This window comes from Photobacterium chitinilyticum (genome assembly GCF_004104355.1).
Lineage (GTDB): Bacteria > Pseudomonadota > Gammaproteobacteria > Enterobacterales > Vibrionaceae > Photobacterium > Photobacterium chitinilyticum.
This window is the reverse complement of record NZ_RJLM01000006.1, coordinates 86,784-109,780: the sequence shown is the minus strand read 5'-3', so window position 1 is coordinate 109,780 and position 22,997 is coordinate 86,784. Positions and strand designations below refer to the sequence as shown.

Here is a 22,997-nt window from a genome sequence, read left to right as displayed (position 1 = left end):
TATAACTTCATACTTCAAAGCTATCGATAAACAGCTCTTCTCCCTGTAACAACTCAAGATCTTTACAGGCACAACATGTACATTTGAACTGGAAATTAAAAACCTCAAACTCATGTAAGCATGACTTACAACGAGCAACTGCAGCCAGATGATCTATTACCAGTTCAGCGCCTTCCGCAATTGTATTTTCTACAAACATTTCAAAACAAAACCGTAGAGCTTGTGGTTCTACCGCTTGGAGCTTTCCAACTTTAATCGTTACTTTTTTTACTGCACAAACCTCATGTCGATTTGCTTCTGATAGCAAGATTTTGACTAACCCATCGGTAATTGAAGCTTCATGCATATCAAGTCCAAATAAAGTTGATAAGTTTAAATTCTGATTTTATATTTAATACTACTCGATACGGGGTGTCTGTCGGCTAGCTGACACTCAAACATCAACTAGGTCAGATTTAATAAGAACACAACGTTTTCGGTGCCTCGATTGTAAACGTACTTTTCAGCTCAATTATACTTACGAAGCAAGTAAGCCAGGTGTTAAAGATAAAATTGTTGAAATGGCAATGAATAGCTCTGGCGTAAGAGACACGGGACGAGTCTTGAAAGTCGCTTACAACACGGTTTTGCGTACTTAAAAAAACACTCGCCAAGGCAGGTAATCACAATACCTTTTGATATCGCTAATATTGAATTGATATGTGAAGTTGACGAACAATGGTCGTTTGTTAGCAATAAGAAAAACTAGCGCTGGCTTTGGTATGCTTGGGAGCCTATATATAAACGTATCATTGCCCATGCTTTTGGGAAAAAAGATACAGATGCATTTAATAACGTTACAACGTCTTCTATCGAAGTTTACCAGATCACCCAAGGGATCACCTTTGGCATCATTATAGCGCTGTGTCGCTCACGCCTACACCGAATCGAAAAAAGTGGATAGCGTCTAATAAATATATAAAAACCCTCAAATATCGAGGGCTTATGTTTATATCTTGGTGTATATTCTGATTGATCTTTTGCTTGAACTGGCTTTAGCCAAGCAAAGCAATACACGCGCCGCTTGCAGCAACCACCGGTGCCATAAAGCGAGTTGGAATAAAGCGCGCAAGTTGGTAACCCAAAGAAACAATGATGCTCGATGCTAATAGCATACCCGGCGCAAACTCCATTAGTACCGCACCGCCAAGTTCAACACCGTGCGCCCAACCATGGAACAATACCAAGGTTACAGAAAGGCTAAGTAGAACGGTGTTTGCGACGTTAGTTTCTTTATTACGCATTTTCCACATGGTGGCTGCAACCACAAACAACGAGCCTAGAATCAAGGTTTCCATCCCAGTGATAGCACCTCTTAACTCACCTAACAGCACACCCGCGAACATAAAACTAAGTACGGACGCCAACAACATAAATCCTTTTTTCACACTGTTTGCTTGGCGAGCAACAAAACCCATAGCCAGTAACATCACTAAGTGATCAAGGCCAAAGAAAGGGTGAACAAAACCTTCCATAAATGAATTATGCAAACCATGAACACCAACGTGTGCCGATGCCAATGGCGACGCGATCAATAACGCTGCTGAAATACAGCCTAAATGTGTTTTTTTCATCTTAAATACTCATTCATAAATACGGGTAAAATAGAAACAGCAATACTTAACCAATTCCATATATTAGATTCTCCAACTACTAACAAATAGACATGAGCAAGGATTGACTCATTAGTCCGAATCTACCCTATTTAATTACAACTTACTGTCAGCAAGCCGACAGTCCCCACTTCCAATTTAAATTAGATTAAATACACATTGTTATATTGACTCTCAAAGACATATGAAAGAGGAATAATATGCTTGAAAATTCCATTCTGGCTTGGGGAGGGGCAGGACTTCTACTCATAGGTGAAATATTGGCATTGCGTAATGTCAATAATCTCAAAAGAGTACTCTTGTTCTCAACCATAGCTGAAATAGGCTATATCGGACTTGGTATCGGACTTGGAAGCTTTGCCGCTGAAACTGGAGCCTTTTTACATATCGGACTTCAATCAGTAATGCGGCTATTGGTCTTTATTTCCGCTTATGTTCTGATTAAGAATGCAGGTTCATCAAGCCTGAATAAACTGTCGGGAAGTGGCCAAAGAATGCCATTTATCGCAACGATATTTGGTTTTGGATTGTTCTCTGTAATGGGACTATCCCCATTTAAAGGGTCATTCAGTAAGTTTCTTATTATTTATGGTGCCGTTGAACAAGAGCAATGGTTACTGGCACTAGTTTGTACACTGGCCAGCATCATTGCCGCGGTTTATTACTTACATGTGATTCAGCGAGTTTGTCTCGAAAAGTCAACTAACTGCAATAACAACTTAAAAACCAATGTTGGTTCTTTCAGCTGGTCACCAACCACATTTCTCATACTTTTTCTCACATTGCTAACCATACTTCTTAGTATAGAGCCAGAGCCGTTTGTTCATATTGCCCAGTCTTTTGCAACACAATCTTCCATAGTAACGTTACCAGAATTTGAAACACCTTGGGCACCGATAGTTCTCGTCCCTTACCTAAGTGCTTTTGTTTTATGTCTGATCGGCTACTTTTCTCCCAAATCCCGAGATTTGTTAGCAGTGATTGTAGCAACCATTACCTTTGGCCTTGCGTGGAATATAAATGACCTAGACAGCCTTTCATATTTATTTACCCTTATTTTTGCACTCATATCCTTATTGGTTATTATCTATTCCGTGTGTTATATGAAAGGTAACACACATACAAACCGTTACTACTTCTTTCTTTTCTTAATGACGGGCTCTTTGCTTGGCGTTAGCACGGCATCCGATTTTGGCAATTTTTATCTATTTTGGGAGTTGATGACCTGGAGTTCGTACTTCCTCGTTATACATGAACAAACAACTGACGCATTAAAGGCTGGTAAGAAGTATTTCTTAATGTGTGTATCAGGCGCCTACATCATGCATTTTGGTATTTTGCTATTGCATGAGAATATCGGCAGCTTCGATATGACAGTGATTGCGGCTGGAGTTAACCAGCTTTCGGAACCCATTGCGTTAACTGCGTTAGCTGCATTTATTATCGGCCTAGGGGTAAAGGCTGGTTTATTTCCACTTCACAGTTGGCTACCTGACGCCCACCCCGTGGCGCCATCGTCAATTTCGGCACCTATGTCGGCGATTTTGACTAAAGCAGGGATCTATGGTTTGACCAAGGTGCTGTTCGTCATCTTCGGTACGGGCACACTAATGAGCTATGGCAAGGTTGGGGACTTCTCATTAGCCGGTTTTACTTTGAGCGTTCTCGGTGGATTAACCTTCATATATGGCGAAGTCAAAGCACTAAGAGAGTCCAACCTAAAACGCTTACTGGCATTTTCCACCTTAGCTCAAGTTGGTGAAATCGTTGCTGTATTAGGTATTGGCAGTTACCTCAGTACCGCGGGTGCCATGATGCATGTCATGAACCATGCTGTTTTCAAAAGCTTGCTATTTCTCGCCGCAGGTGCCGTTATTTTCCGCATGAGAAGTAAGCGCTTAGAAGATCTTAAAGGTGTTGGCCGCAAGATGCCATTTACTTGTGGCTGTTTTGCTATCGGTATTCTGGCGATCATGGGATTACCCCCTTTCAGTGGCTTTTTTAGTAAATTTCTCATGGTATACGCCGCTGTAGAAGCGGGCAAATTGCTGTTGCCTATATTGATATTACTAGGCAGTGTTATTGGCGCTATATATTACATTCGAATCATTCGGGTTCTATTTTTTGAGCAATACCAGGGCGCTGAAATATCAGAAGCACCTTGGTCAATGCGCCTGCCTTTGGCCGTGTTAGCATTTCTCGTGTTGCTAGGTGGATTAGTGCCTGAGCTGAGCCTATCACTTTCGCGCCCAGTTGCTGACCTTATCGCGAGTCGAGGCGAACTAGCGATTATCGCTATTCCCAACTTAACTCTGGACTGGTCGATCAGTGCATTTGTCGCCTGTAGTGGTGCCGTATTGGTATACTTTGTGGGTAAGCGATGCCCTACTAGAGCCGGTATTACTTCAGTCATAGTGATGGCAATAGCTTTATCGGCCGTTTTGTTTGAAGCGAATCGCTATGATCTGCTGTCATTCTGGTTTGCCATTCTTGTTGCGGCAGTTGGCGTACTAAATCTACTGTACTCTATCGGCTATATGAAGCATGGCCATGCGCAAAACCGATTCTTCTTTTTCTTTGTCTTCATGATTGGTGGTTTGCTAGGGGTTACGGCAAGCAAAGATATGTTCAATTTCTTTGCTTTCTGGGAAATCATGAGTAGTTGGACACTATATTTTGTCATTATTCATGAAGAAACCCAGGACTCACTGGCTGAAGGGTTTAAATACTTCATCTTTAACTTCATCGGGGCCAGTTGCATGTTTCTCGGAATCGTAATGTTGACCGCGAAAACGGGCTCATTCGATTTTGACCAAATCAGCCAAGCCGCACTGACTATGCCTCTGCCATGGTTAGCCACAGCACTCATTTTAATCATTGCAGGCTTGATCATGAAAGCCGCACAGCTTCCATTTCGAATCGATTTCCAGATGCATCCACCAACGGCTCCGACCCCTGTTAGTGGCTATATTTCTGCAGTTCTACTTAAAAGTGGTCCCTATGGCGTACTCAAGATATTTGCCGTGCTAGGTGGGATGACTGTTTTTGGAAAATTGGGAACCAGTGATGAGCTTTCAGGCTTAATGTATGCCGTTGCTGTCATTGCCGCTGTCACCCTCTTATATGCGGGTGCGATGGCGATGATCCAAACGGGCATTAAGCGCCTACTGATTTATAGCACAGTGAGTCAATTGGGGTATGTTTTACTTGGCATAGCACTGACTTCACCGCTTGGAGTTGCTGGGGGTCTTATGCATTTTGTTAATCACATGATGCTGAAAAATATTCTCTTTCTCGCTGCGGGTTGTATCTTGGCCCAAGTCCATGTTGAGAGCTTAAATAAGCTCGGTGGTCTGGGGCGTAAGATGCCATACACATTTGGCCTATTCCTGTTTGCAGGGTTGTCATTATCTGGTCTTCCACCACTTAATGGATTTGCATCTAAATGGCTTATCTATCAAGCGACTTTTCAATCTGGTCACTATCTGCTGGGCTTAAGCGCGCTGATGTCTAGTCTGTTTACTTTGGCCGCTGTGCTTAAATTTGCCCATGTCGCCTTCATGGGGCAGCCATCAGAGGCATGCAAAACGGTTAAAGAAGCGCCGCTAAGCATGTTACTACCCATGTTTATTCTGGCCGGTATGAGCTTGGCTGTCGGGGTTTTCCCCGGACTATTACTTGTACCAATCAGTGAGATCATGTCGGCGATGGAGTTAGGAAACCTGTCTGTCACTTGGTTTGGTGCCTTACCAAGTACTGGTTCGTGGCATCCGCTGTCATTGACCCTGATACTGCTTTTATTCAGTGCGCTGGGCTGGCTTTTTTACCGCAAGAGCAATCAGCAACATGTTGATATTCATATCCACGGCTGCGGGGTAACGGATATAACGCCAGCTGAGAGCCATGTGAATGCTTCAAGTTTATATGAAGCCCCTGAAAAATTAATTCGCACTTTACTGCTTGATAAAAACGGCCGTAGGAAATAGCTATGTTTGAAATGATGAATACGCTAGAACTGAAGGCAATATTAGCCCCACTAATATTACTTCCTGCAACCTTTGGCGCCTTGATCTTTGGCTTACTGCTTAAGGGAGTTGACAGGATCTTGGTTGCTAGATTACAGCGTAGAATTGGTCCGCCACTGCTACAGCCTTTCTTCGATATTATTAAATTAATGCAGAAACAATCGATGGTTCCTATTGGTGCGCCACGAAAACTATTTCTAGCCCTGCCATTGCTTGGAGCATGCAGTATGTTCCTTGCCATAGGGCTCGTACCCATACCAGGAGTGTACGAACCCAGCGCCCAATTTGGTGATTTGCTGGTATTGCTCTATTTATTAGCTATACCTGCAATTGTCCTAATGCTGGCTGGCTCAGCTTCGGGCTCAACATTTGGTGCGATAGGTTTCTCTCGGGAGATGTCTATTATGCTGGCTTACGAAGGCCCCTTATTGTTGGTCATAGTGAGTGTGGCAATTAAAACCGGCTTATCCCAGGGGCAATTCATCACCTTTTCTTTGATGGATATCGTGCAGTACCAACAACTGAATGGATCATTCCTCTTCGACCCTTGGATGTGGCCAGCAGTACTGGCATATCTAAGCTTCATTCCAGCAAACTTGGGGATCCCTCCTTTTGATATACCGGAAGCCGAATCAGAAGTGCTGGAAGGACCTTTGTGCGAATACTCAGGGCCAGCACTGGCATTATTTAAAATCATGTCAACCATGAAAACTATCGTTGTACTGGCTCTGGGCATCGCACTCTTTTGTCCCGGAACAAATACAGGAATGTGGGCTGCAGTAATTTTTGTATTCAAATGCTCACTTTTCTTCTTACTGACCAAATCCTTGTTACGCGCTTCCGTTGGGCGGATGCGGATAGACCAAGCATTTCTATTTTACTTCAAATGGCCCGAACTACTTGGCGTAGTTGGACTATTGCTCATTGTTTTACAAGGCTAAGAGGGATTGCTAATGAGTTTTATAACAAATGTATCCAAGCAGTCTCCATGGCTGTATCGAATCAATGCCGGTTCTTGCAATGGCTGTGATGTGGAACTGGCCACAACTGCGCTGATCCCACGCTATGACGTTGAACGTCTTGGATGCCAATATTGTGGTACGCCTAAACATGCCGATATCGTCTTGATCACGGGGCCATTGACCGCACGGGTAAAAGAAAAAGTATTGCAGGTCTACAAAGAGATCCCGGCTCCAAAAGTAACTGTTGCAGTGGGAATTTGCCCGATCTCTGGCGGGGTATTCAGGGACAGCTACGCCATCGAAGGTCCAATCGATAAATACATCAATGTTGATGTCAATATTCCAGGTTGTCCGCCACGTCCTCAAGCCATTATTGAAGGCATTGCAATGGCAATTGAGATTTGGAAAGAACGCCTGTAGGAGAGTGATATGAAGATGATAAAAGTATTACTGAATAATTTGATTCAGGGACCATCGACAGACCCCTTTCCCTTCGGTGAAACCTTCACCCCTGAAGGCCTGAGGGCAAGAATCCATTTCGATGAAACGGCTTGTACAGGCTGCCGCATGTGTGAACACGTTTGTGCCGGCGGAGCAATTCGATGTGAAGACAGCGAAAAAGGTATGAAATTTACAGTGTGGCATAACAGCTGCACTTTTTGCGGACTCTGTGAACATTACTGCATGCCCAAAGCCATTACTCTTACCGAAGATTGGCACTTGGCACACAAGCAAGAAGACAAATATAAGATGATAGAACAAGGAATTGTCGCATTAGTTTCTTGTGAATACTGTAGCAAAAAAATGATCCCAAGCGGCCCAAAAATTACAGCAGTCGCATATCAAGGTACAAACAAAATAATCGAAAAACTTGGAAAGATATGTCCAGATTGCCGTCGAAAACACTCTGCGAAATTGCTATCAAAAGGAACATCTCTATGATCGACAAAGTTAATCTATTAAAAGAAATGCTCGCTTGTAGCTTGCAGGGAATATATTCGTTGGATGTTCACGTCAATGATCAAGGTGTTCATAGTATATGGTGCAAGTTAGAGGATGCATGTGACATCCAGGCGACAGCCAGCACGGTAAAAAAACTTGGGGGACGACTAAGTACTATCACGGCTTATCAATTAAAGAGCCCGCAGCCCTCAGTGAATCATGAAATTGCGTACCACTTCGACATTTATGGTGCAACCCTTACCGCAACGGTGCAGTTAATCGGTGATGATAATAAAATCATGTCGTTGACACCTATATTTCGTAATGCCGATTGGAATGAAAGAGAATTCATGGAGCTATACGACATCAAAGTCGTTGGGCATCCTAATCCTCGGCGGTTATTCATCGATGAATCTATCGATTCAGCCGTGTTACAACGTTATATCCCATATTCTGCGATGGTGAATGCCGCCAGTACCAAAACATTGTGGGAAAACATTATGCGCAATCGAGGAGAAGATTAATGACCAGTTTTAAAGTGCCAGTCGGTCCGCTGCATGTTGCATTAGAAGAGCCCATGTATTTCAAGGTTGAGGTTGAAGGAGAAACCATCACAGGTCTAGAAATTACAGCAGGACACGTTCATCGTGGCTTAGAATATTTAGCGATGAAACGCAATTTCTTCCAGAATATTACGTTAACGGAAAGGTTATGCTCACTTTGCTCTAACAGCCATCCAACCACGTATTGCATGGCGCTTGAAGAGATTGCAGGTATTAAAGTCCCAGAACGCGGGCAATACCTGAGGGTTATTGCCGATGAGGTCAAACGGGTTGCATCGAACCTGTTTAACGTCGGGATAATGGCTCATATCATAGGTTTCGACTCTCTGTTTATGCACGTACTTGAAACACGTGAGATCATACAAGATGTGAAAGAGACCGTTTACGGCAACAGAATGGATTTGGGGGCAAACTGTATCGGAGGAGTGAAATATAACTTAGATGCAGCCAAAGTTAAGTATTTACTGGCTCAGATTGCGCGAATAAAGACACCGATTGAAGAAATTAAGTCCATCTACAATACGGATAAATTCATTGGTATGAGAACAAAGGGGGTCGGAGTTATCTCCAAAACGTCGGCCTTAGACTTCGGCTTGGTCGGGCCAGTGGCCAGAGCCTCTGGCATTGTCAACGATGTAAGAAAAGACGCGCCTTATGCCGTATATGACAAACTAGATTTTGAAATCCAAAGCCGGCAAGGTGGTGATGTGTGGTCTCGGGCTATGGTACGGTTAGATGAAGTGCTGGTTGCGCTATCTTTGATAGAACAATGTCTTCACGCATTGCCGGAAGGGCAAGTTTGCATGACAAGTTTGCCCATCATCCCTGCGGGTCAAGCTATTGCAAAAACAGAAGCTCCAAGAGGGGAATTATTATACTACCTAAAAACTGATGGAAGTGATAAGCCTGAACGTTTGAAATGGCGAGTCCCGAGCTACCCTAACTGGGATGCGCTTCATATAATGATGCAAGGTGGTAAGATTTCAGATGTTCCGTTGATCGTAAATAGTATCGACCCTTGTATATCTTGTACTGAACGCTAGCCACTGGCATACCAAGCCACTTAAATGAATATAAAAATAATTAAATAGTCCACACAGCAGAGCAACGCCCGTACAACATCGCTCTGCTGCACTGATGATAGACTTTAGTAAGCGGTAAGTGTTCAAGGTGATCAACACTTCACAACAACACAACCGATTACGCTTTGTGAGAAGACGTTATTATGCAGTCAAAAATGAGAATATCTCAACTGAACATGATGGAACTGTTAAAAGATCCTAAATACGAGGGTTTTCTGGATGAGTTTCGGTGTAAACAATTTGCTAAAGGCCAACTAATCAGTGTACCTGGCTCAGACAATAATGATGTATTCATCGTGGTGTCTGGACGTACACGAGTCTATTTATCTTATGAAGGACGTGAATTTACCCTATGTTACCTTGAACCTGGTGACATCTTTAGCACGCATACAAGGGCATTTGTAGAAGCGTCAAAAGAATCAGCTCTAATGTTAGTTAGCGCTAAAGAGTTTCGTACTAAGATCAACGAATACCCTGAATTTAGTATGATCATGACAAGAATTCTAGGCGATGTACTAGGCAGTACCTTTGATATCATCGATGGCTTGATATTCCATGATGCAAAACACCGATTAATTGGATTCATTCTTTCCTGGGGGCAGGAAACAGGAAAAATGTGCCCAGAAGGATTAAAGTTTGACTGTGATTTAAGCATGGAAGACATTGCTTTAATGATTGGAACCACCCGTCAAACAGCGTCTTCATTATTTAACAACCTGATTCGCAACGGATATTTAATAAGAGAAGGAAGGAATACCTTCGTTATAAGCCGGTTAGCCGATTTGAAATCCTTATTGGAAATCAAAGACAACTAACTGCTTGTTATAAACCTTATTTCATTCCAACAACTGATCACCTTTAGCTGGCTCCTACTCGTTGTACCGTCAACACTGAGAGTCTATCTGACCCGCAAAGCATCGTGATGAATATGATGAATATGATGAATATGATGAATCCGATTGAACAACAACGAGTTAGAGTTTGTATTAACGGTATAGTTCAAGGTGTAGGATTTAGACCTCTCGTCTATCGTTACGCACTCAAATTTCATCTTGCCGGTACAGTGTTAAATGATAGTCAGGGAGTAACAATTGAGTTGCAAGGTGACAAACGTCAAATTCATTTTTTTATAAACCGTTTAAAAGAAATGCCACCACCACTGGCAAGAATCGATAAATTTGAAGTGCTTGTAATTCCTATAATTTCCGAGGAACTCACATTTAGAATCATACAGAGTCAACAACGAAATCAGGCGGTGGTGGCAGTTTCAACAGATAAAAGTAGCTGCGAAGAATGCAACCAGGAAATCATGGATCCCGCCAACCGTCACTACCAATACCCTTTTACTAATTGCACCAATTGCGGCCCTAGATATACCTTGATCCAAGCCCTGCCCTACGACAGAGAAAACACATCCATGGCTAAGTTTCTCATGTGTGAACAGTGTGCGGAGTCATATCAAAACCCATTAAATCGACGGTATCATGCTCAACCAGTAAGCTGCCCCAAGTGCGGACCTAGCCTAACACTAACCACCAACCAAGGGCGGTTTATAGCTAAAAAACAAAGTGCTTTGGATGAGTGCATACTTCGACTGAAACTCGGGCAGGTGCTTGCTATAAAGGGATTAGGCGGGTTTCATCTTGTCTGTGACGCCACCAACAGTAGTGCTGTCGCCGCCCTAAGAGAGCGTAAACACAGGCCTGCTAAGCCGTTCGCCGTCATGGTTGCTAACCTCGATATAGCAAAACAACTAGTATTAGGAAACGATAAAGAATGGGAACTACTTAGCTCACAAGCACGCCCCATCACTTTGATGAAAAAACACCCCACATCCCCCTTACTGATTAGTGAAAACGTCGCACCAGACATCGATAAATTAGGACTTTTCCTCCCCTACACTCCGCTACATCAGCTTCTGTTAAAAGAGTTAAATAGGCCTATTGTCGCCACCAGCGCAAACCTTAGCGGTGAACCAATTATTACTGACAGTCGCAAGATCCAAAAGAAACTAGGTAAGGTAGTCGACGCTATTTTAGATCATGACAGAGAAATCTTAAATGCTTGTGATGACAGCGTTGTACAGGTCATCGGTAATGAAATCCAAGTCATGCGTCTAGCAAGAGGCTATGCACCACTCAGCCTAGCGATGAAGGAAAAACAAATTAGCACCACCATCGCTGTTGGAGCACAACAGAAAAATACCATCGCGTTTGGATTCGACCATAACGTGTTTATTAGCCCACATATTGGCGATCTTTCTAGCATCGAAACCGAAGATTATTTCGAGACTACACTTGAGACCTTTAAACGTCTTTATCAACTAAAACCGAGTGTACTAATTCATGACAAGCACCCCGATTATACGTCAACTCGATGGGCGAAAAATCAATCAACAAATACATGTCAACTTCTCGCGGTACAACACCACTATGCCCATGTACTCAGCGTGATGGCCGCCAATCAATACACCAATCCTGCGGTGGGTTTTAGCTTCGATGGAACTGGACTTGGGGATGACGGTAATCTTTGGGGGAGCGAGGCCATGGTTGCAGATACAAAGGGATTTAGCACGCTATGCCAATTACAACCCTTTAAACTTATCGGTGGTAAAGAAGCTATAAAAGATCCACGCCGCGTACTGCTTGCACTATTATTTCAGCGCTACTCTCTCGATGAAATTCGCAAACTAAATCTTCCAGTAATCAAGCAGTATTCTCCACAGGCTATCGGTGACCTACATAAGATCTGGGAAAGCGACCGTAACTGTATCAGTACCAGCTCCGCTGGACGCCTATTTGATGCTGTGGCATGTGCCTTAGGACTAATCGAAAAAAATCAGTTTGAGGGGCAAGCAGGAATGCTGCTTGAAGCGGCAGCAAACAACACCAACAAGCAAGCGATAAAATTCACATTAACCAAGCATAATAATCAATGGCACACTGCTCACTTTATGTACGATATTGTTGCAGCCATAGTCGATCAGCCATTGACCCCAGAACGTACTGGTCAAATATCTGCAGCATTTATGGATGCACTCGCAGACAGTGTCTGCCTAGTTGCGAATGAACACAGATCACTCCCTGTTATCTTGTGTGGTGGCGTTTTCCAAAATCGATACTTCCATGAAGTTTGTCTGTCAAAGCTAAAAACTGCAGGGCATCAAATACTATGGCCAGGCTTGGTACCGATTAATGATGGTGGAATATCATTAGGACAAGTTTGGCATGCCATTAATCAATAAAAAAACGAGGGCATAGATTAAAATAACAAAAAGGAAGATTGCAGGCAGCAGTGCCATTGCTTTTTACTTAGAAGAATCTGCCTGCAACCTAATACTCAGCACTTACTTTTAATGAAATGGTATCACCCTCATAGCGTTGACTTGCCTCTATATCATGAAGCCATTTAAGCTCACAAAATATCTCTGCATTGTTCCATTGCGTTCGATAGCTTAGAACAGGACCTATTCCAAAGGCCTCACTTTTCAACTTGCCCAACACGGCTCCCCGACCACTGTCGCCAGTAAGCTGTCGATACCAGTAGCCGCTGGCTCCGATGCCTGTAAACCCTCCAAATAAGATCAGGTTCTGGACAAACGTCGACTCAACATGAGCTTGTATACCTGTCTGATAATCGATATCACTGTTGTTGCTATTGAAATCAATGCCACCAAATACGGAAAATTCTCGTCCAATTGCCGGCTCGATATGAATCAATGCCAATGTGGGGCTAAGGGTCCAGTAGTTTTTGCCTGTATTAGCCAGACGCCCTATCTCATATTCCCCCGTAGGGGCATAAATCGCTAAACGGTAATCTCCCCACCAATATCGCTCAATAGTGTGAGACAACATCAGTGGCTGAAAAATGAGATCACCAAAACCACTTTCCTCTGATGTGACCCTTCGAGAAACAGAAGCTATATTGTCCAACTCATCAACAATTTCGGCAGAAACTTTCATTGAAACATAAGGAAATGTTGCTCCCATACTGTACGACCAACCATCAATGAACTCGCCTTTTGGGTTCCAAACCAACTCCAACGCAACCTCGCTCGTTTCAATATCAGCCTCTGTCACGACAAGGCCTGCTATTGGCAGCTTTGTATTTCCCAAAGAGCCTTCATAGTTAAGAGTTTTCACACGAACTACAAAGGCCTCATTTATCGGAGTCATATCAACTGCCGATGCCAGAAAGCCTGGGGCATAGTGCCCGCTCCCGGCCTCTTCAGCATGAGTCGCCTCCTGCATACTGACTAGCCAGAAAACGAATACCAATAACGTCCATCGAAAAAGGAACACTGCCCTAAGAGTTGTTTGAGGATACATACAAAAAAGCTTAGACAACAGAAACCTGAAGGCTACAGTCACGATAAAAAAAACACCGATAATATTACTGATGAGAACCATCACTGAGAATGAGAGGAAACCTTTTGTGTTTCAGTTATCTTGCTATTGAGTGGTTTTGCTTATTGATAAGATAGAAACTACTGATTTTACCAATTAATGGGACAGGCTTAACCTTATCTTAGACCCCAAAAGGAGCTGTCCCATGACAAAGAAAACATTAACTCAAGCAAATGGTTCTCCTGTTATAGATAACGATAACAGCCTAACAGCAGGCGCCAGAGGCCCAATTTTGCTGCAAGATACCTGGCTTATAGAAAAGCTAGCTCATTTTGACCGGGAGCGTATCCCAGAGCGAGTCGTACACGCCAAAGGCTCTGCGGCATTCGGTACGTTCACGGTGACCCATGACATAACCCAATACACCAAAGCCGATATTTTTTCTGACATCGGCAAACAAACCGATGTCTTATTGCGATTCTCGACAGTAGCCGGAGAGAAAGGTGCGGCTGATGCAGAACGAGATGTGCGTGGTTTCGCCCTCAAGTTCTATACCGATGACGGTAACTGGGATCTCGTCGGTAACAACACGCCGGTTTTCTTCATTCGTGATCCGCTGAAGTTTCCTGACTTTATCCATACTCAAAAACGTGATCCAAAAACGAACCTTCGGAGTGCAACTGCCGCCTGGGATTTTTGGTCTCGCCATCCCGAGTCGCTCCACCAAATCATGATCCTATTCAGCGACCGAGGCATTCCTACTGATTATCGTCATATCAATGGCTACGGTAGCCACACCTTCAGTTTCATCAGTAAAAGCAATGAGCGTTGTTACGTTAAGTTCCACTTCAAGACGCAACAGGGCCATCGCTACTATACCGATGAAGAAGCGGCCAGCGTAGTGGGCAAAAGCCGGGAGTCTTCTCAGGCCGATCTGTTTATGAGTATCGAGGACGGACAATTTCCTCGCTGGGATGTCAAAGTCCAGGTCATGACCGAAAAGCAAGCCAGCGAGTACACCATACACCCATTCGATCTCACCAAAGTCTGGCCCCATGGCGACTTCCCGTTAATCGATGTGGGCACACTGGAACTCAACCGTAACCCCGAGAACTACTTTGCCGAGGTAGAGCAAGCTGCCTTTACCCCTGCCAATATCGTGCCGGGCATTGGTTACTCGTCAGATCGTATGCTGCAAGGCCGCCTATTTTCCTATGGTGACACCCAGCGCTACCGCCTCGGGGTAAACCATGGCCAGTTGCCGGTAAATAAACCCAAACCTTCGGTCAATACTACCCACCGTGACGGGAGTATGCGCACCGACGACAATGGTGGTGAAAATCTGAACTATGCCCCAAATCATCACAATAGCTATGTCCCGAGTCACGATGCAGAACCGGCATTGAGACTGGAGCGAGAAGCCCTGCACTTCAATTTCAGAGACTATGATGATGATTACTACAGCCAGCCGGGCAACCTATTCCGCTTGATGGATCCCGCTCAACAACAACGGCTTATTGGCAACATCGTTGCGTCAATGAGCGAGGTAGATAATAAGCAAATCAAAAAACAGCAAGTGGAACACTTTTTGAAAGCAGACAAAGCGTTAGGCATTGCCCTAGCAAAAGGCCTCAGTATTAAAATCGACTAGCTCCAACCTAGAAAGCAGCACTAACGCTCAACCAAATATTCTCAGTTATAACATCTAATAGAGGCTCCTCAATGGAGCCTCTATTCATCATGATATTCGAACAAATCTAACCGCTGTCTACTAACATAAACAGACAGATACTCTGATAGGAAGCCCGCAATGAAGACAATGATCAGCTACTTTATCAAACGCATTGATAGCACCCTATGCAGAGGCTGGTAACTTTTAAACCATGGTCAGTATTGTCATTGTTTCCCATAGCCTGAAGCTTGCACAAGGGCTGTTAGATCTTGCTTCACAGGTAACCCAAGGCAAAGTCAACATAGCCATTGCCGCAGGTATTGATGATCCTGTAAACCCTATAGGAACCGATGCTATTGCCGTAATGAATGCTATAGAGGAAGTGTATTCAGACGACGGCGTACTAGTCATGGTGGATCTGGGCAGCGCAATCCTTAGCGCGGAAACGGCACTTGATCTCATGGATCCCATACAAGGCCAAACAATTAAAATCTGTGCTGCGCCGCTTGTCGAAGGTTGTATTGTTGCCAGTGCCTCGGCAGCATCAGGCTTGTCACTGGATGCAGTCGCCACCGAGGCCATGAACGCCCTATCCGCCAAAAGCCAAGCGCTTGGTCAGCCACTACGACAGGAAGAACCACAACGCGAAACGACAGCAACAAATACCAACCATCAAGAACTACACATCTTTTCATGTACGGCAGATCAACCCCACGGGCTCCATGTTCGTCCTGCCGCCGTACTTGCCGCCACACTTCGTTCTTTCAACGCTCAGATATGGCTCGCAAAAGCAGGCAAGTCCGTCGATGCCAAAAGTATCAACAAACTAATGTCGCTAAACATCCAACACAACGATACGCTAGTCTTCTCGGTTCTTGGCGAGGATGCAGAAAAAGTCATTGAAACCTTAAAGAACACTTTCAAAAGCAACCTTATCTAAGTACTTAGGTATCCCCAAACTACCCTACCCGATCAACCGTCACAGTCATCGATCACAGTTATATAAGTAAGCACAAAGAAACATAGTGAATACCTAATTTAAAATGATAATCGTATTAATTTATATAATCAGACATTAACTTCCAACTCCTTTACCACATATTTATCATGGTTTTCTTAATGCTGAGCTTGATAAGGAATATTTTAAAAACAATACTCAAAATCTAAACATCACCAATCTAAGAGCTAGGTCACTGTGTTAATTAAATATGTAGTAATAACTTTACTATTGTTAGTAAATAATCCTTTGTTAGCTGGCACTTTACTGCCTGTTACCGTACAAACGTCTCAGTATAATATCAGCACATCACCTACCGACCCTCCTATCCGATTGAATCAAATACAATCTTGGATTATTGCGATTAATGATCCGTCAGGACAACCAGTCCAAGGCTTACAATTTTCAGTCGACGGAGGTATGCCGGCTCACAAGCATGGCTTACCAACACAGCCTCGATTAACAGAAGAAACAGAACCAGGAAAATACATCATTGATGGTGTCAAATTTAATATGTATGGGAAATGGCAAATAGAACTCACAGGTATTAATGAAAGCGATCAATTTCATCAAATAATAAAAATTGATATAGATCATGTCAACTCAAACTAAAATATCATTAGCCATAATATCTACTACGGCAATATTGTTTTTCTTCCTAACAATAAATAAACCAGTGTCTACAGAAATGAACTGGACTCAGGAAGAATTAGCAATTCTCCGTAGTTTACGGCTTCCAAGTAAATGGGAGGTAAGTGACCCCTCGAACAAATACTTCCACAACGCACAGGCCGCTATGCTTGGTCAACAGCTCTTTATTGATACTCAATTAAGCCGATCGAAGCAAATTGCTTGCGCTAGCTGCCACCAGCCAGAGCACTATTTTACCTTAACGCATAACAGCGACATATCTATAAGCAAGCAGGTTCCATCATTACTCGGTGTCGCCAGTTTCAATTGGTTCATGCTTGATGGTAGTGCTGATAGCCTATGGGCCCAAGCCTTAAAACCTCTCGAAAATCATATTGAACACGGTGGCACACGTACTCAATATGCTCAGCACATTATCAAGCAGTATCCGCTTCTTTACCAAGATACATTTGGTCTCATCCCCACGCAGCTAGTCAATACATTACTGCCTGAACAAGCATCTCCGAACAGTCAACACCTTGCTGAACAAGAGCAATGGCAACAGCTAGATACGTACACACAAAACGCTATTAACCGTGTTTTCGCGAATATAGGAAAATCTCTTGCCGCTTATCAGGCAACCTTGTGGCCCCAGGATACCCGGTTTGATCGCTATATCGATCAACTCAGTGCCTCAACAAAAAAGTCTGCGAATATTCAAGTTCCCCTTCTAAACGCGAACGAAATTGCAGGACTAAGAATTTTCATCAGCGAGCAAGGACAATGTCTCCGTTGCCATAACGGACCATTACTCTCTAATGGAGACTTTCACGCGACAACAGTCCCGACACCACTCCCTAATGCACAACTAGGGCGCTGGCAAGGCATTGAGGTCGCTTTGGCCGATCCCTTCAATTGCCTTGGCCGGTATAGCGATAGCCATTCAGCGCAATGTAGAGAGTTGATCTATAGCAAGAGAGCCACTGCAGAACTCATAGGAGCAACAAAAGTACCTAGTTTGAGAAATATTTCAGCGACAGCCCCTTATATGCATGCAGGACAATTTAGCACTATTAAAGACGTTCTCCACTACTACAACCGTGCCGCAGCACCTTTCGGGGCACATTCAGACTTAACACCATTGAAATTATTGCCCTACCAACTCAACCAACTCGAAGCATTTCTCTTGACGCTAACTTCAGATGTCAGCAATGAACCAACAAAATAATCCAACGTTATCCTTTGGGAGGATACATAAAATGATAAACATGAAATTAGGACTGGTTAAAGCATGCCCACAGGTCACGGCCTGCTTGGCTCTCCTTTGTTTTAGCCAACCTAGTTATGCCCACGTAAGGTGGTTTATCGCCGACGGCACAAACCCGGACGTCAGCCTTCCCTTCGATACCATTGCTCTGGGCATTACACTCACCACACTCAGTCTTTTTGCACTTGCCGCTCTATTCACCCGTGTTCCAATTCTCCCCCACCCATTGAAGGTCGGTTTAACCCACCCTGTCGTAACGCCCCATCCCTGGTTATGGTACTTCCTGGTACTAATTCTTAATTGCTATCTCGCGGTCAATTTATTGCAGGGTGAATTCCTTGCTCCAAACCTCTACCTTTCACCTCAGTTTGCTTTGTATGGCGTCATCATCCAAGCAACAGCTATTGTGATTATGGCTATCTCGGTTAGCTTCACGGGCGTTGCGATTGTACTCACCTCCATAGCACTACTACTTTTTTTCCCTTTTTTTATCGCGCTGGATTATGTGTTCGAGTTCTTGTTTGTCGGCCTCTCGCTGATCTTTATTGGCCCCAGCCTTAACCGAAATGACTATAGCCTCTGTAAATCATGGGGGAAGAATAAAGACCAATGGCGCAGAATCGCCGTTCATCTGATTCGGATAGGCCTTGGGCTTCAGCTATTGGAGCTGGGGATTCACAACAAGCTCATGCTTCCTGGTATGGCTTTGGCATTCATCGACCAGAACGACTACTACAATTTCTTCCCGCTACTGAACCTGCCCCAGATCAGCAACCTTCATTTCGTATTGTTTGTCGGGATCAGTGAAACGATTATCGGGCTACTTCTGATTGCCAATCTTGCCAACCGAATTATTTACGCACTATTGCTGGCTATATTCACGACAACTTTTTTGCTTTCTGGTTTGGAGGAGCTTGTCGGACATATGCCGATTTTCACAATACTCTTCATCTTGTTTTTGGAGGGGGGAAGCTCTGTAACTGCGAAGGGGGACAGCCATAAGCACAATGAATATTAAGGAAAGACATTTCAGATATGCAACGAGGAGCCACAAAAAAATGACTCTTTCCAAAAACGAACGAAAAAACTGATAAATGTTTAATATATATAGTTTTTATCTCTTTAATACAACAAAGAGAAATGAGGCAAAAATGGCACAAAAAAGAGATGAATAAAACGAAACACGTGTAAGCAAAAACTTTGATCTGCCACCGTCATTTCTTCTGAGCTGGAACAGTCAAAGGTACTCCCAAACGCGGCTGATTCAAAGCATGTTTTCATACAATTTGCACTATTATGCGATGTGTCACAAAGTGGATTTTATCGTCTTAACTCTTCCGAATTCATTTGGTAAAGATAAGTTGAATTTGACGCAGGGTTTCTTTAGGAGGTAATTGTGTCTATCAACTCTATCGACCACACAGAGATTGCAGATGTTGCTTCGAAGTGGGATTACAAAGATGAAACCGCTTCAAACATAGCACAGTGCAAACGCCAAAAAGCAGAGGCAAGACGCCGTATTGAGATGCTTCGCGACATTCGCGACAGTGGCCTTACCATCGCCGAAGCAAAGGAGTTGGGGTTAATTCACTAACACGTAAGCACTTTAAAGAGGTCAGTTAAGGTACAACGATAGCTGGTGCTGTAGCTTGATAGAAACAATCTATCGCATCAATCTATTATTCCGGCTTTTCTATTCTAGGGGTAGTCGTTACATTATTGCCAAAGACTTTCAATGGAACGCAATGATGACCACTATGACTACCCGTTGCCCGCACTGCAAGGCACTTAACCGTATCCCAACCGAACGAGTTAATGACATCGCCTCTTGTGGCGCGTGCAAAGACAAACTATTGGACGGAAAGCCCGTTGAAGGCACAACAGATAACTTTCTGTCGCTGATCCAAGGCGACAAGGCCGTTGTTGTTGATTTCTGGGCTCCCTGGTGTAACCCCTGTGTTGGCTTCGCGCCAATTTTCGAAGATGTTGCCGCAGAAAGAGAGGGTGATATCCGCTTCGTAAAAATTGATACCGAAGCCCAGCAGGCACTCGCCGCTCAGTATCGTATTCGTTCTATTCCAACTGTTATGGTGTTCAAAAACGGCCAAGTTGTCGACAGCATCAATGGTGCGCTTCCAAAGGGCCAGTTTAACCAGTGGCTGAACCAAGCATTGACCTCTGCTTAATACCCTTCGTTCGCATTTTGAATAGGTGGATACTACACAGCAAGTATCCATCTACTGTCAATACATTGGTTTTGTACTTAGGACACCTTTAGGTGTTTACAGCATTTTCCCCTGTACGGGTATCAGTGCTCCCGATAGGTTCGTCTTTGAAGGCTGAGTCAAATCAATCATGATCTCCGCTAACTGAGCAGGATCAATCCAGCTGGTGTGATCAATATCAGGCATCGCTTGACGATTGACATCAGTATCCATAATCGTCGGCAACACCGCATTAACCTTAATTCCATGCTGAACGCCTTCAGCTGCAAGGCTTTCTACCAGCCCGTTAAGAGCAAGCTTAGAAGCCATGTATGGCCCGAAGCCACACGGTACATTACGGATTGTATCTCGAGCTGATACAAACATGATCGCACCTTTTCCTCTTGGCTTCATTGCCGCAAATATTTCACGCCCAAGTGTCCACGCCGTTGTAAAGTTAGCATTGAACAAACGTTCAACTTCAACTGCCGGAACGTCCTCCCAACGGTTCCAAGAATAGACCCCAGAACAGTGGTAGTGAACATCTATTGCTCCACCCAAAATATCCAAAGCTTGAGCCACAAGTTGTTGGCTGTCTTCTTCTGCAGCTAAGTCACCTAGTAAAACCGTTAATTTTCCATCATATTGGCTCTCTAGTTCTATTGCGCGCTGCTCATCTCCCTTGCGGCCATAGCCAACAACCTGAGTACCTGATTCAACTAGCTGTCGAATTATCTCCTGAGCAGTAACTGAAAAACACGCTGCAACTGTTGCTGTTCTTATTACATTGGTCGTCATTATTATTCCTATATATGAAGCTCTTACGCTGTCACCATTGATACTATTAATAATGAGGCTGGCTAACAATGCGCCTACACGCAATGATGTTTTGCATTAAAAGCAAAAACAGATTTACAACCACGACGCTCCCTGCAGAGAAAAATATACAATCATGCTTGAGAGAGACAATGTGATCATCGCAGGAATACCATCCTTCCAGGTATCAAACCGAAGATGGCAGATGATGGCCCCCAGAGAGGTTCCCAGCAAAGCCAGAGCTCCAAGTGTGCCGAAAAGGCTACTTTGAAACCAAATAGCAAGGCCACCAAATAGCTCAGCGAGCCCGACAACCACCATGACCTGGCGATTCAATCCGTAAGAGTGAAAAAACACTAGCTGCTTATCGAATATCATTTTCTGCCAACCAAATAACTTGATTGAGCTAGCAAATAAGAAAAATGCCGAAAGCAATGCAATTACTACTGTAAGAAAGGTATTCATCGTGCTCTTCGTTTTTAATCGGGGGGTTGAAAAGAGCTTAAGATCCGAACATTATAAATGGTAGTGATTACTATCGATAACCATTATGAATGATAATAATATTTCTAAAATTGACCTCAACTTACTGAAGTCACTGCGCGCCTTGTTAGATGAACGGCACGTAGGGCGGGCAGCAGCAAAAATGAATGTCAGCCAATCAGCCATGAGTCATACCCTTACCCGGCTAAGGGCTGCTTTTGACGATCCACTTTTTATTCGCAACGCCAAGGGGCTTGAACCTACCAATTATGCGCTCGACCAGTCAGACAAACTTCGTTTCATACTTGATGAAATAGAGACTTTGTTTACGCCTAAGTCTTTGGATCTTTCTACAACTCAACGCCGTTTCAGAATTCACACTCATGACTTTCTCGTTGCAAGCTATTTATCCAGAGCCATCGAGGCTATTAATACCGAAGCCCCGCACATTGTTTTTGACTTGAAAATGCTGGACAGCAACAGTTACTCAAAGTTAGACAATGGCGAGTTAGATATGATCATTGGTTCTGGTATAAAGGCCAACCCACGATTTATACAGAAACGCCTCATAAATGAAGAACTCGTCAGCCTAGTTGATAACCAACACCCTATTCTCGAAAATTGGAGCAGCGACGCCCTTTTTAGCTATCCGCATATCAAATCCAGCCTGATCGATGACAAAGACGATCCCGTTACCTTATATGGTGAAAAAGAAGGGCTCCCCCCCCGCCAGATAGGCCTCTATGTAGAAAGCCTTAATCTACAACTCACATTACTGCCGCACTCTAGGTTGATAGCGATTCTACCTGAATCAATCGCCAAGCAAGGGCAGCGATGCTTCGGGCTCAAAATGAAAAAATGCCCTTTTCCTTTACCCTCTTTAACAATAAAAAGTGTTTGGCATGAAAGGCATCATAATGATCAATTACATAAGTGGGTTCGAGATAAAGTAGATAATCTTTTTAAAAACACCCAACATACAGATAACAATATATAAACATTTTAATTGCAACCATAAAGCATTAAATACTTCTGGTGAGAATTTTGTACAATAAATGCATAAAAATAATTTAGACTGAGTTCTCACTGAGAACGCAATTGTTATTTATATTTTCCATAAATAACATGTATAGACTCCTATACTTTAAAATAAAAACATCATCCCAAAAACCGATAAATAAATCTCAATAAGACATAACCATTAATGAATTATATAATCATCAGTTTTAAAAACCACCTTGACACTTATATTTTATCATTATCAAACACATACAGATAAGAACACAAGCAATTGATATTAAAGAGTTTAAAGTAAAACCCAAACTGACTGACAATTAACACTAAATATCAAAACAT

21 protein-coding genes and 1 pseudogene are annotated in these 22,997 nt (G+C 43.5%); 17 read left to right on the top strand and 5 right to left on the bottom strand.

The window, feature by feature from the left end; translation table 11 throughout:
• Positions 1–7: 7 nt before the first annotated feature.
• On the bottom strand, positions 8–346 hold the full coding sequence (locus EDI28_RS15710) for a hydrogenase maturation nickel metallochaperone HypA/HybF (RefSeq protein ID WP_128784840.1): 339 nt from the start codon (positions 344–346) through the stop codon (positions 8–10).
• A 121-nt stretch (positions 347–467) separates the two neighbouring features.
• Here EDI28_RS15710 and EDI28_RS15705 point away from each other — a divergent pair.
• Positions 468–863, top strand: a pseudogene (locus EDI28_RS15705) (IS1 family transposase); the annotation flags it as partial.
• Between the two features lie 171 nt (positions 864–1,034).
• Here the strand turns inward: EDI28_RS15705 and EDI28_RS15700 are convergent.
• Positions 1,035–1,613 (bottom strand): HupE/UreJ family protein, encoded by a 579-nt coding sequence (locus tag EDI28_RS15700; protein WP_128784839.1) that lies wholly within the window; start codon positions 1,611–1,613, stop codon positions 1,035–1,037.
• A gap of 239 nt (positions 1,614–1,852) precedes the next feature.
• On the opposite strand from EDI28_RS15700, the gene EDI28_RS15695 reads away from it, so the two are divergent.
• From EDI28_RS15695 to hypF, 8 genes are all read left to right on the top strand, one after another.
• Complete coding sequence (locus EDI28_RS15695) at positions 1,853–5,638, top strand: proton-conducting transporter transmembrane domain-containing protein (RefSeq protein WP_128784838.1); 3,786 nt, start codon at positions 1,853–1,855, stop codon at positions 5,636–5,638.
• Positions 5,639–5,640: 2 nt separating this feature from the next.
• Entirely contained in the window at positions 5,641–6,618 is a 978-nt protein-coding gene (locus EDI28_RS15690; protein ID WP_128784837.1) for a respiratory chain complex I subunit 1 family protein, read from the top strand.
• Positions 6,619–6,630: 12 nt separating this feature from the next.
• A complete protein-coding gene (locus tag EDI28_RS15685) occupies positions 6,631–7,059 on the top strand; it encodes an NADH-quinone oxidoreductase subunit B family protein (RefSeq protein WP_128784836.1) in 429 nt (142 codons plus the stop codon).
• A gap of 9 nt (positions 7,060–7,068) precedes the next feature.
• Positions 7,069–7,581: a 4Fe-4S dicluster domain-containing protein gene (locus EDI28_RS15680; protein WP_128784835.1), complete on the top strand. Its 513-nt coding sequence runs from the start codon at positions 7,069–7,071 to the stop codon at positions 7,579–7,581.
• Positions 7,578–8,105 (top strand): NADH-quinone oxidoreductase subunit C, encoded by a 528-nt coding sequence (locus EDI28_RS15675; RefSeq protein WP_128784834.1) that lies wholly within the window; start codon positions 7,578–7,580, stop codon positions 8,103–8,105. Before EDI28_RS15680 ends, EDI28_RS15675 begins: the two co-directional genes overlap by 4 nt.
• Positions 8,105–9,187: a hydrogenase large subunit gene (locus EDI28_RS15670; RefSeq protein WP_128784833.1), complete on the top strand. Its 1,083-nt coding sequence runs from the start codon at positions 8,105–8,107 to the stop codon at positions 9,185–9,187. Before EDI28_RS15675 ends, EDI28_RS15670 begins: the two co-directional genes overlap by 1 nt.
• A gap of 182 nt (positions 9,188–9,369) precedes the next feature.
• Positions 9,370–10,041, top strand: a complete 672-nt coding sequence (locus tag EDI28_RS15665; RefSeq protein ID WP_128784832.1) for a Crp/Fnr family transcriptional regulator — start codon at positions 9,370–9,372, stop codon at positions 10,039–10,041.
• A gap of 107 nt (positions 10,042–10,148) precedes the next feature.
• Entirely contained in the window at positions 10,149–12,470 is a 2,322-nt protein-coding gene (gene hypF, locus EDI28_RS15660) for a carbamoyltransferase HypF (protein WP_233353399.1), read from the top strand.
• Positions 12,471–12,558: 88 nt separating this feature from the next.
• On the opposite strand, the gene EDI28_RS15655 is transcribed toward hypF, so the two are convergent.
• Complete coding sequence (locus EDI28_RS15655; protein ID WP_164918574.1) at positions 12,559–13,554, bottom strand: SphA family protein; 996 nt, start codon at positions 13,552–13,554, stop codon at positions 12,559–12,561.
• A 223-nt stretch (positions 13,555–13,777) separates the two neighbouring features.
• On the opposite strand from EDI28_RS15655, the gene EDI28_RS15650 reads away from it, so the two are divergent.
• The 7 genes from EDI28_RS15650 to trxC all read left to right on the top strand — a co-directional run bounded on the left by EDI28_RS15650 (position 13,778) and on the right by trxC (position 20,324).
• A complete protein-coding gene (locus tag EDI28_RS15650) occupies positions 13,778–15,223 on the top strand; it encodes a catalase (protein WP_128784830.1) in 1,446 nt (481 codons plus the stop codon).
• A gap of 232 nt (positions 15,224–15,455) precedes the next feature.
• A complete protein-coding gene (gene dhaM / locus EDI28_RS15645) occupies positions 15,456–16,184 on the top strand; it encodes a dihydroxyacetone kinase phosphoryl donor subunit DhaM (RefSeq protein WP_128784829.1) in 729 nt (242 codons plus the stop codon).
• 255 nt (positions 16,185–16,439) lie between these two features.
• Positions 16,440–16,853, top strand: a complete 414-nt coding sequence (locus tag EDI28_RS15640) for a FixH family protein (RefSeq protein WP_128784828.1) — start codon at positions 16,440–16,442, stop codon at positions 16,851–16,853.
• Positions 16,837–18,099 (top strand): cytochrome-c peroxidase, encoded by a 1,263-nt coding sequence (locus EDI28_RS15635; RefSeq protein WP_128784827.1) that lies wholly within the window; start codon positions 16,837–16,839, stop codon positions 18,097–18,099. The genes EDI28_RS15640 and EDI28_RS15635 overlap by 17 nt, the downstream gene beginning before the upstream one ends.
• 31 nt (positions 18,100–18,130) lie before the next feature.
• A complete protein-coding gene (locus EDI28_RS15630; RefSeq protein ID WP_233353398.1) occupies positions 18,131–19,156 on the top strand; it encodes a hypothetical protein in 1,026 nt (341 codons plus the stop codon).
• 378 nt (positions 19,157–19,534) lie between these two features.
• A complete protein-coding gene (locus EDI28_RS15625) occupies positions 19,535–19,732 on the top strand; it encodes a hypothetical protein (protein WP_128784826.1) in 198 nt (65 codons plus the stop codon).
• Between the two features lie 154 nt (positions 19,733–19,886).
• The gene (gene trxC / locus EDI28_RS15620; protein WP_128784963.1) at positions 19,887–20,324 is read left to right on the top strand and encodes a thioredoxin TrxC; all 438 of its coding nucleotides are present in this window, start codon (positions 19,887–19,889) and stop codon (positions 20,322–20,324) included.
• A gap of 96 nt (positions 20,325–20,420) precedes the next feature.
• Here the strand turns inward: trxC and EDI28_RS15615 are convergent, their stop codons facing one another.
• Both EDI28_RS15615 and EDI28_RS15610 read right to left on the bottom strand, forming a co-directional pair.
• Entirely contained in the window at positions 20,421–21,140 is a 720-nt protein-coding gene (locus EDI28_RS15615; protein WP_128784825.1) for an SDR family NAD(P)-dependent oxidoreductase, read from the bottom strand.
• A 114-nt stretch (positions 21,141–21,254) separates the two neighbouring features.
• Complete coding sequence (locus tag EDI28_RS15610; protein WP_128784824.1) at positions 21,255–21,623, bottom strand: DoxX family protein; 369 nt, start codon at positions 21,621–21,623, stop codon at positions 21,255–21,257.
• Between the two features lie 85 nt (positions 21,624–21,708).
• Here EDI28_RS15610 and EDI28_RS15605 point away from each other — a divergent pair, with 85 nt between their 5' ends.
• On the top strand, positions 21,709–22,638 hold the full coding sequence (locus EDI28_RS15605; protein WP_128784823.1) for a LysR family transcriptional regulator: 930 nt from the start codon (positions 21,709–21,711) through the stop codon (positions 22,636–22,638).
• Positions 22,639–22,997: the final 359 nt, after the last annotated feature.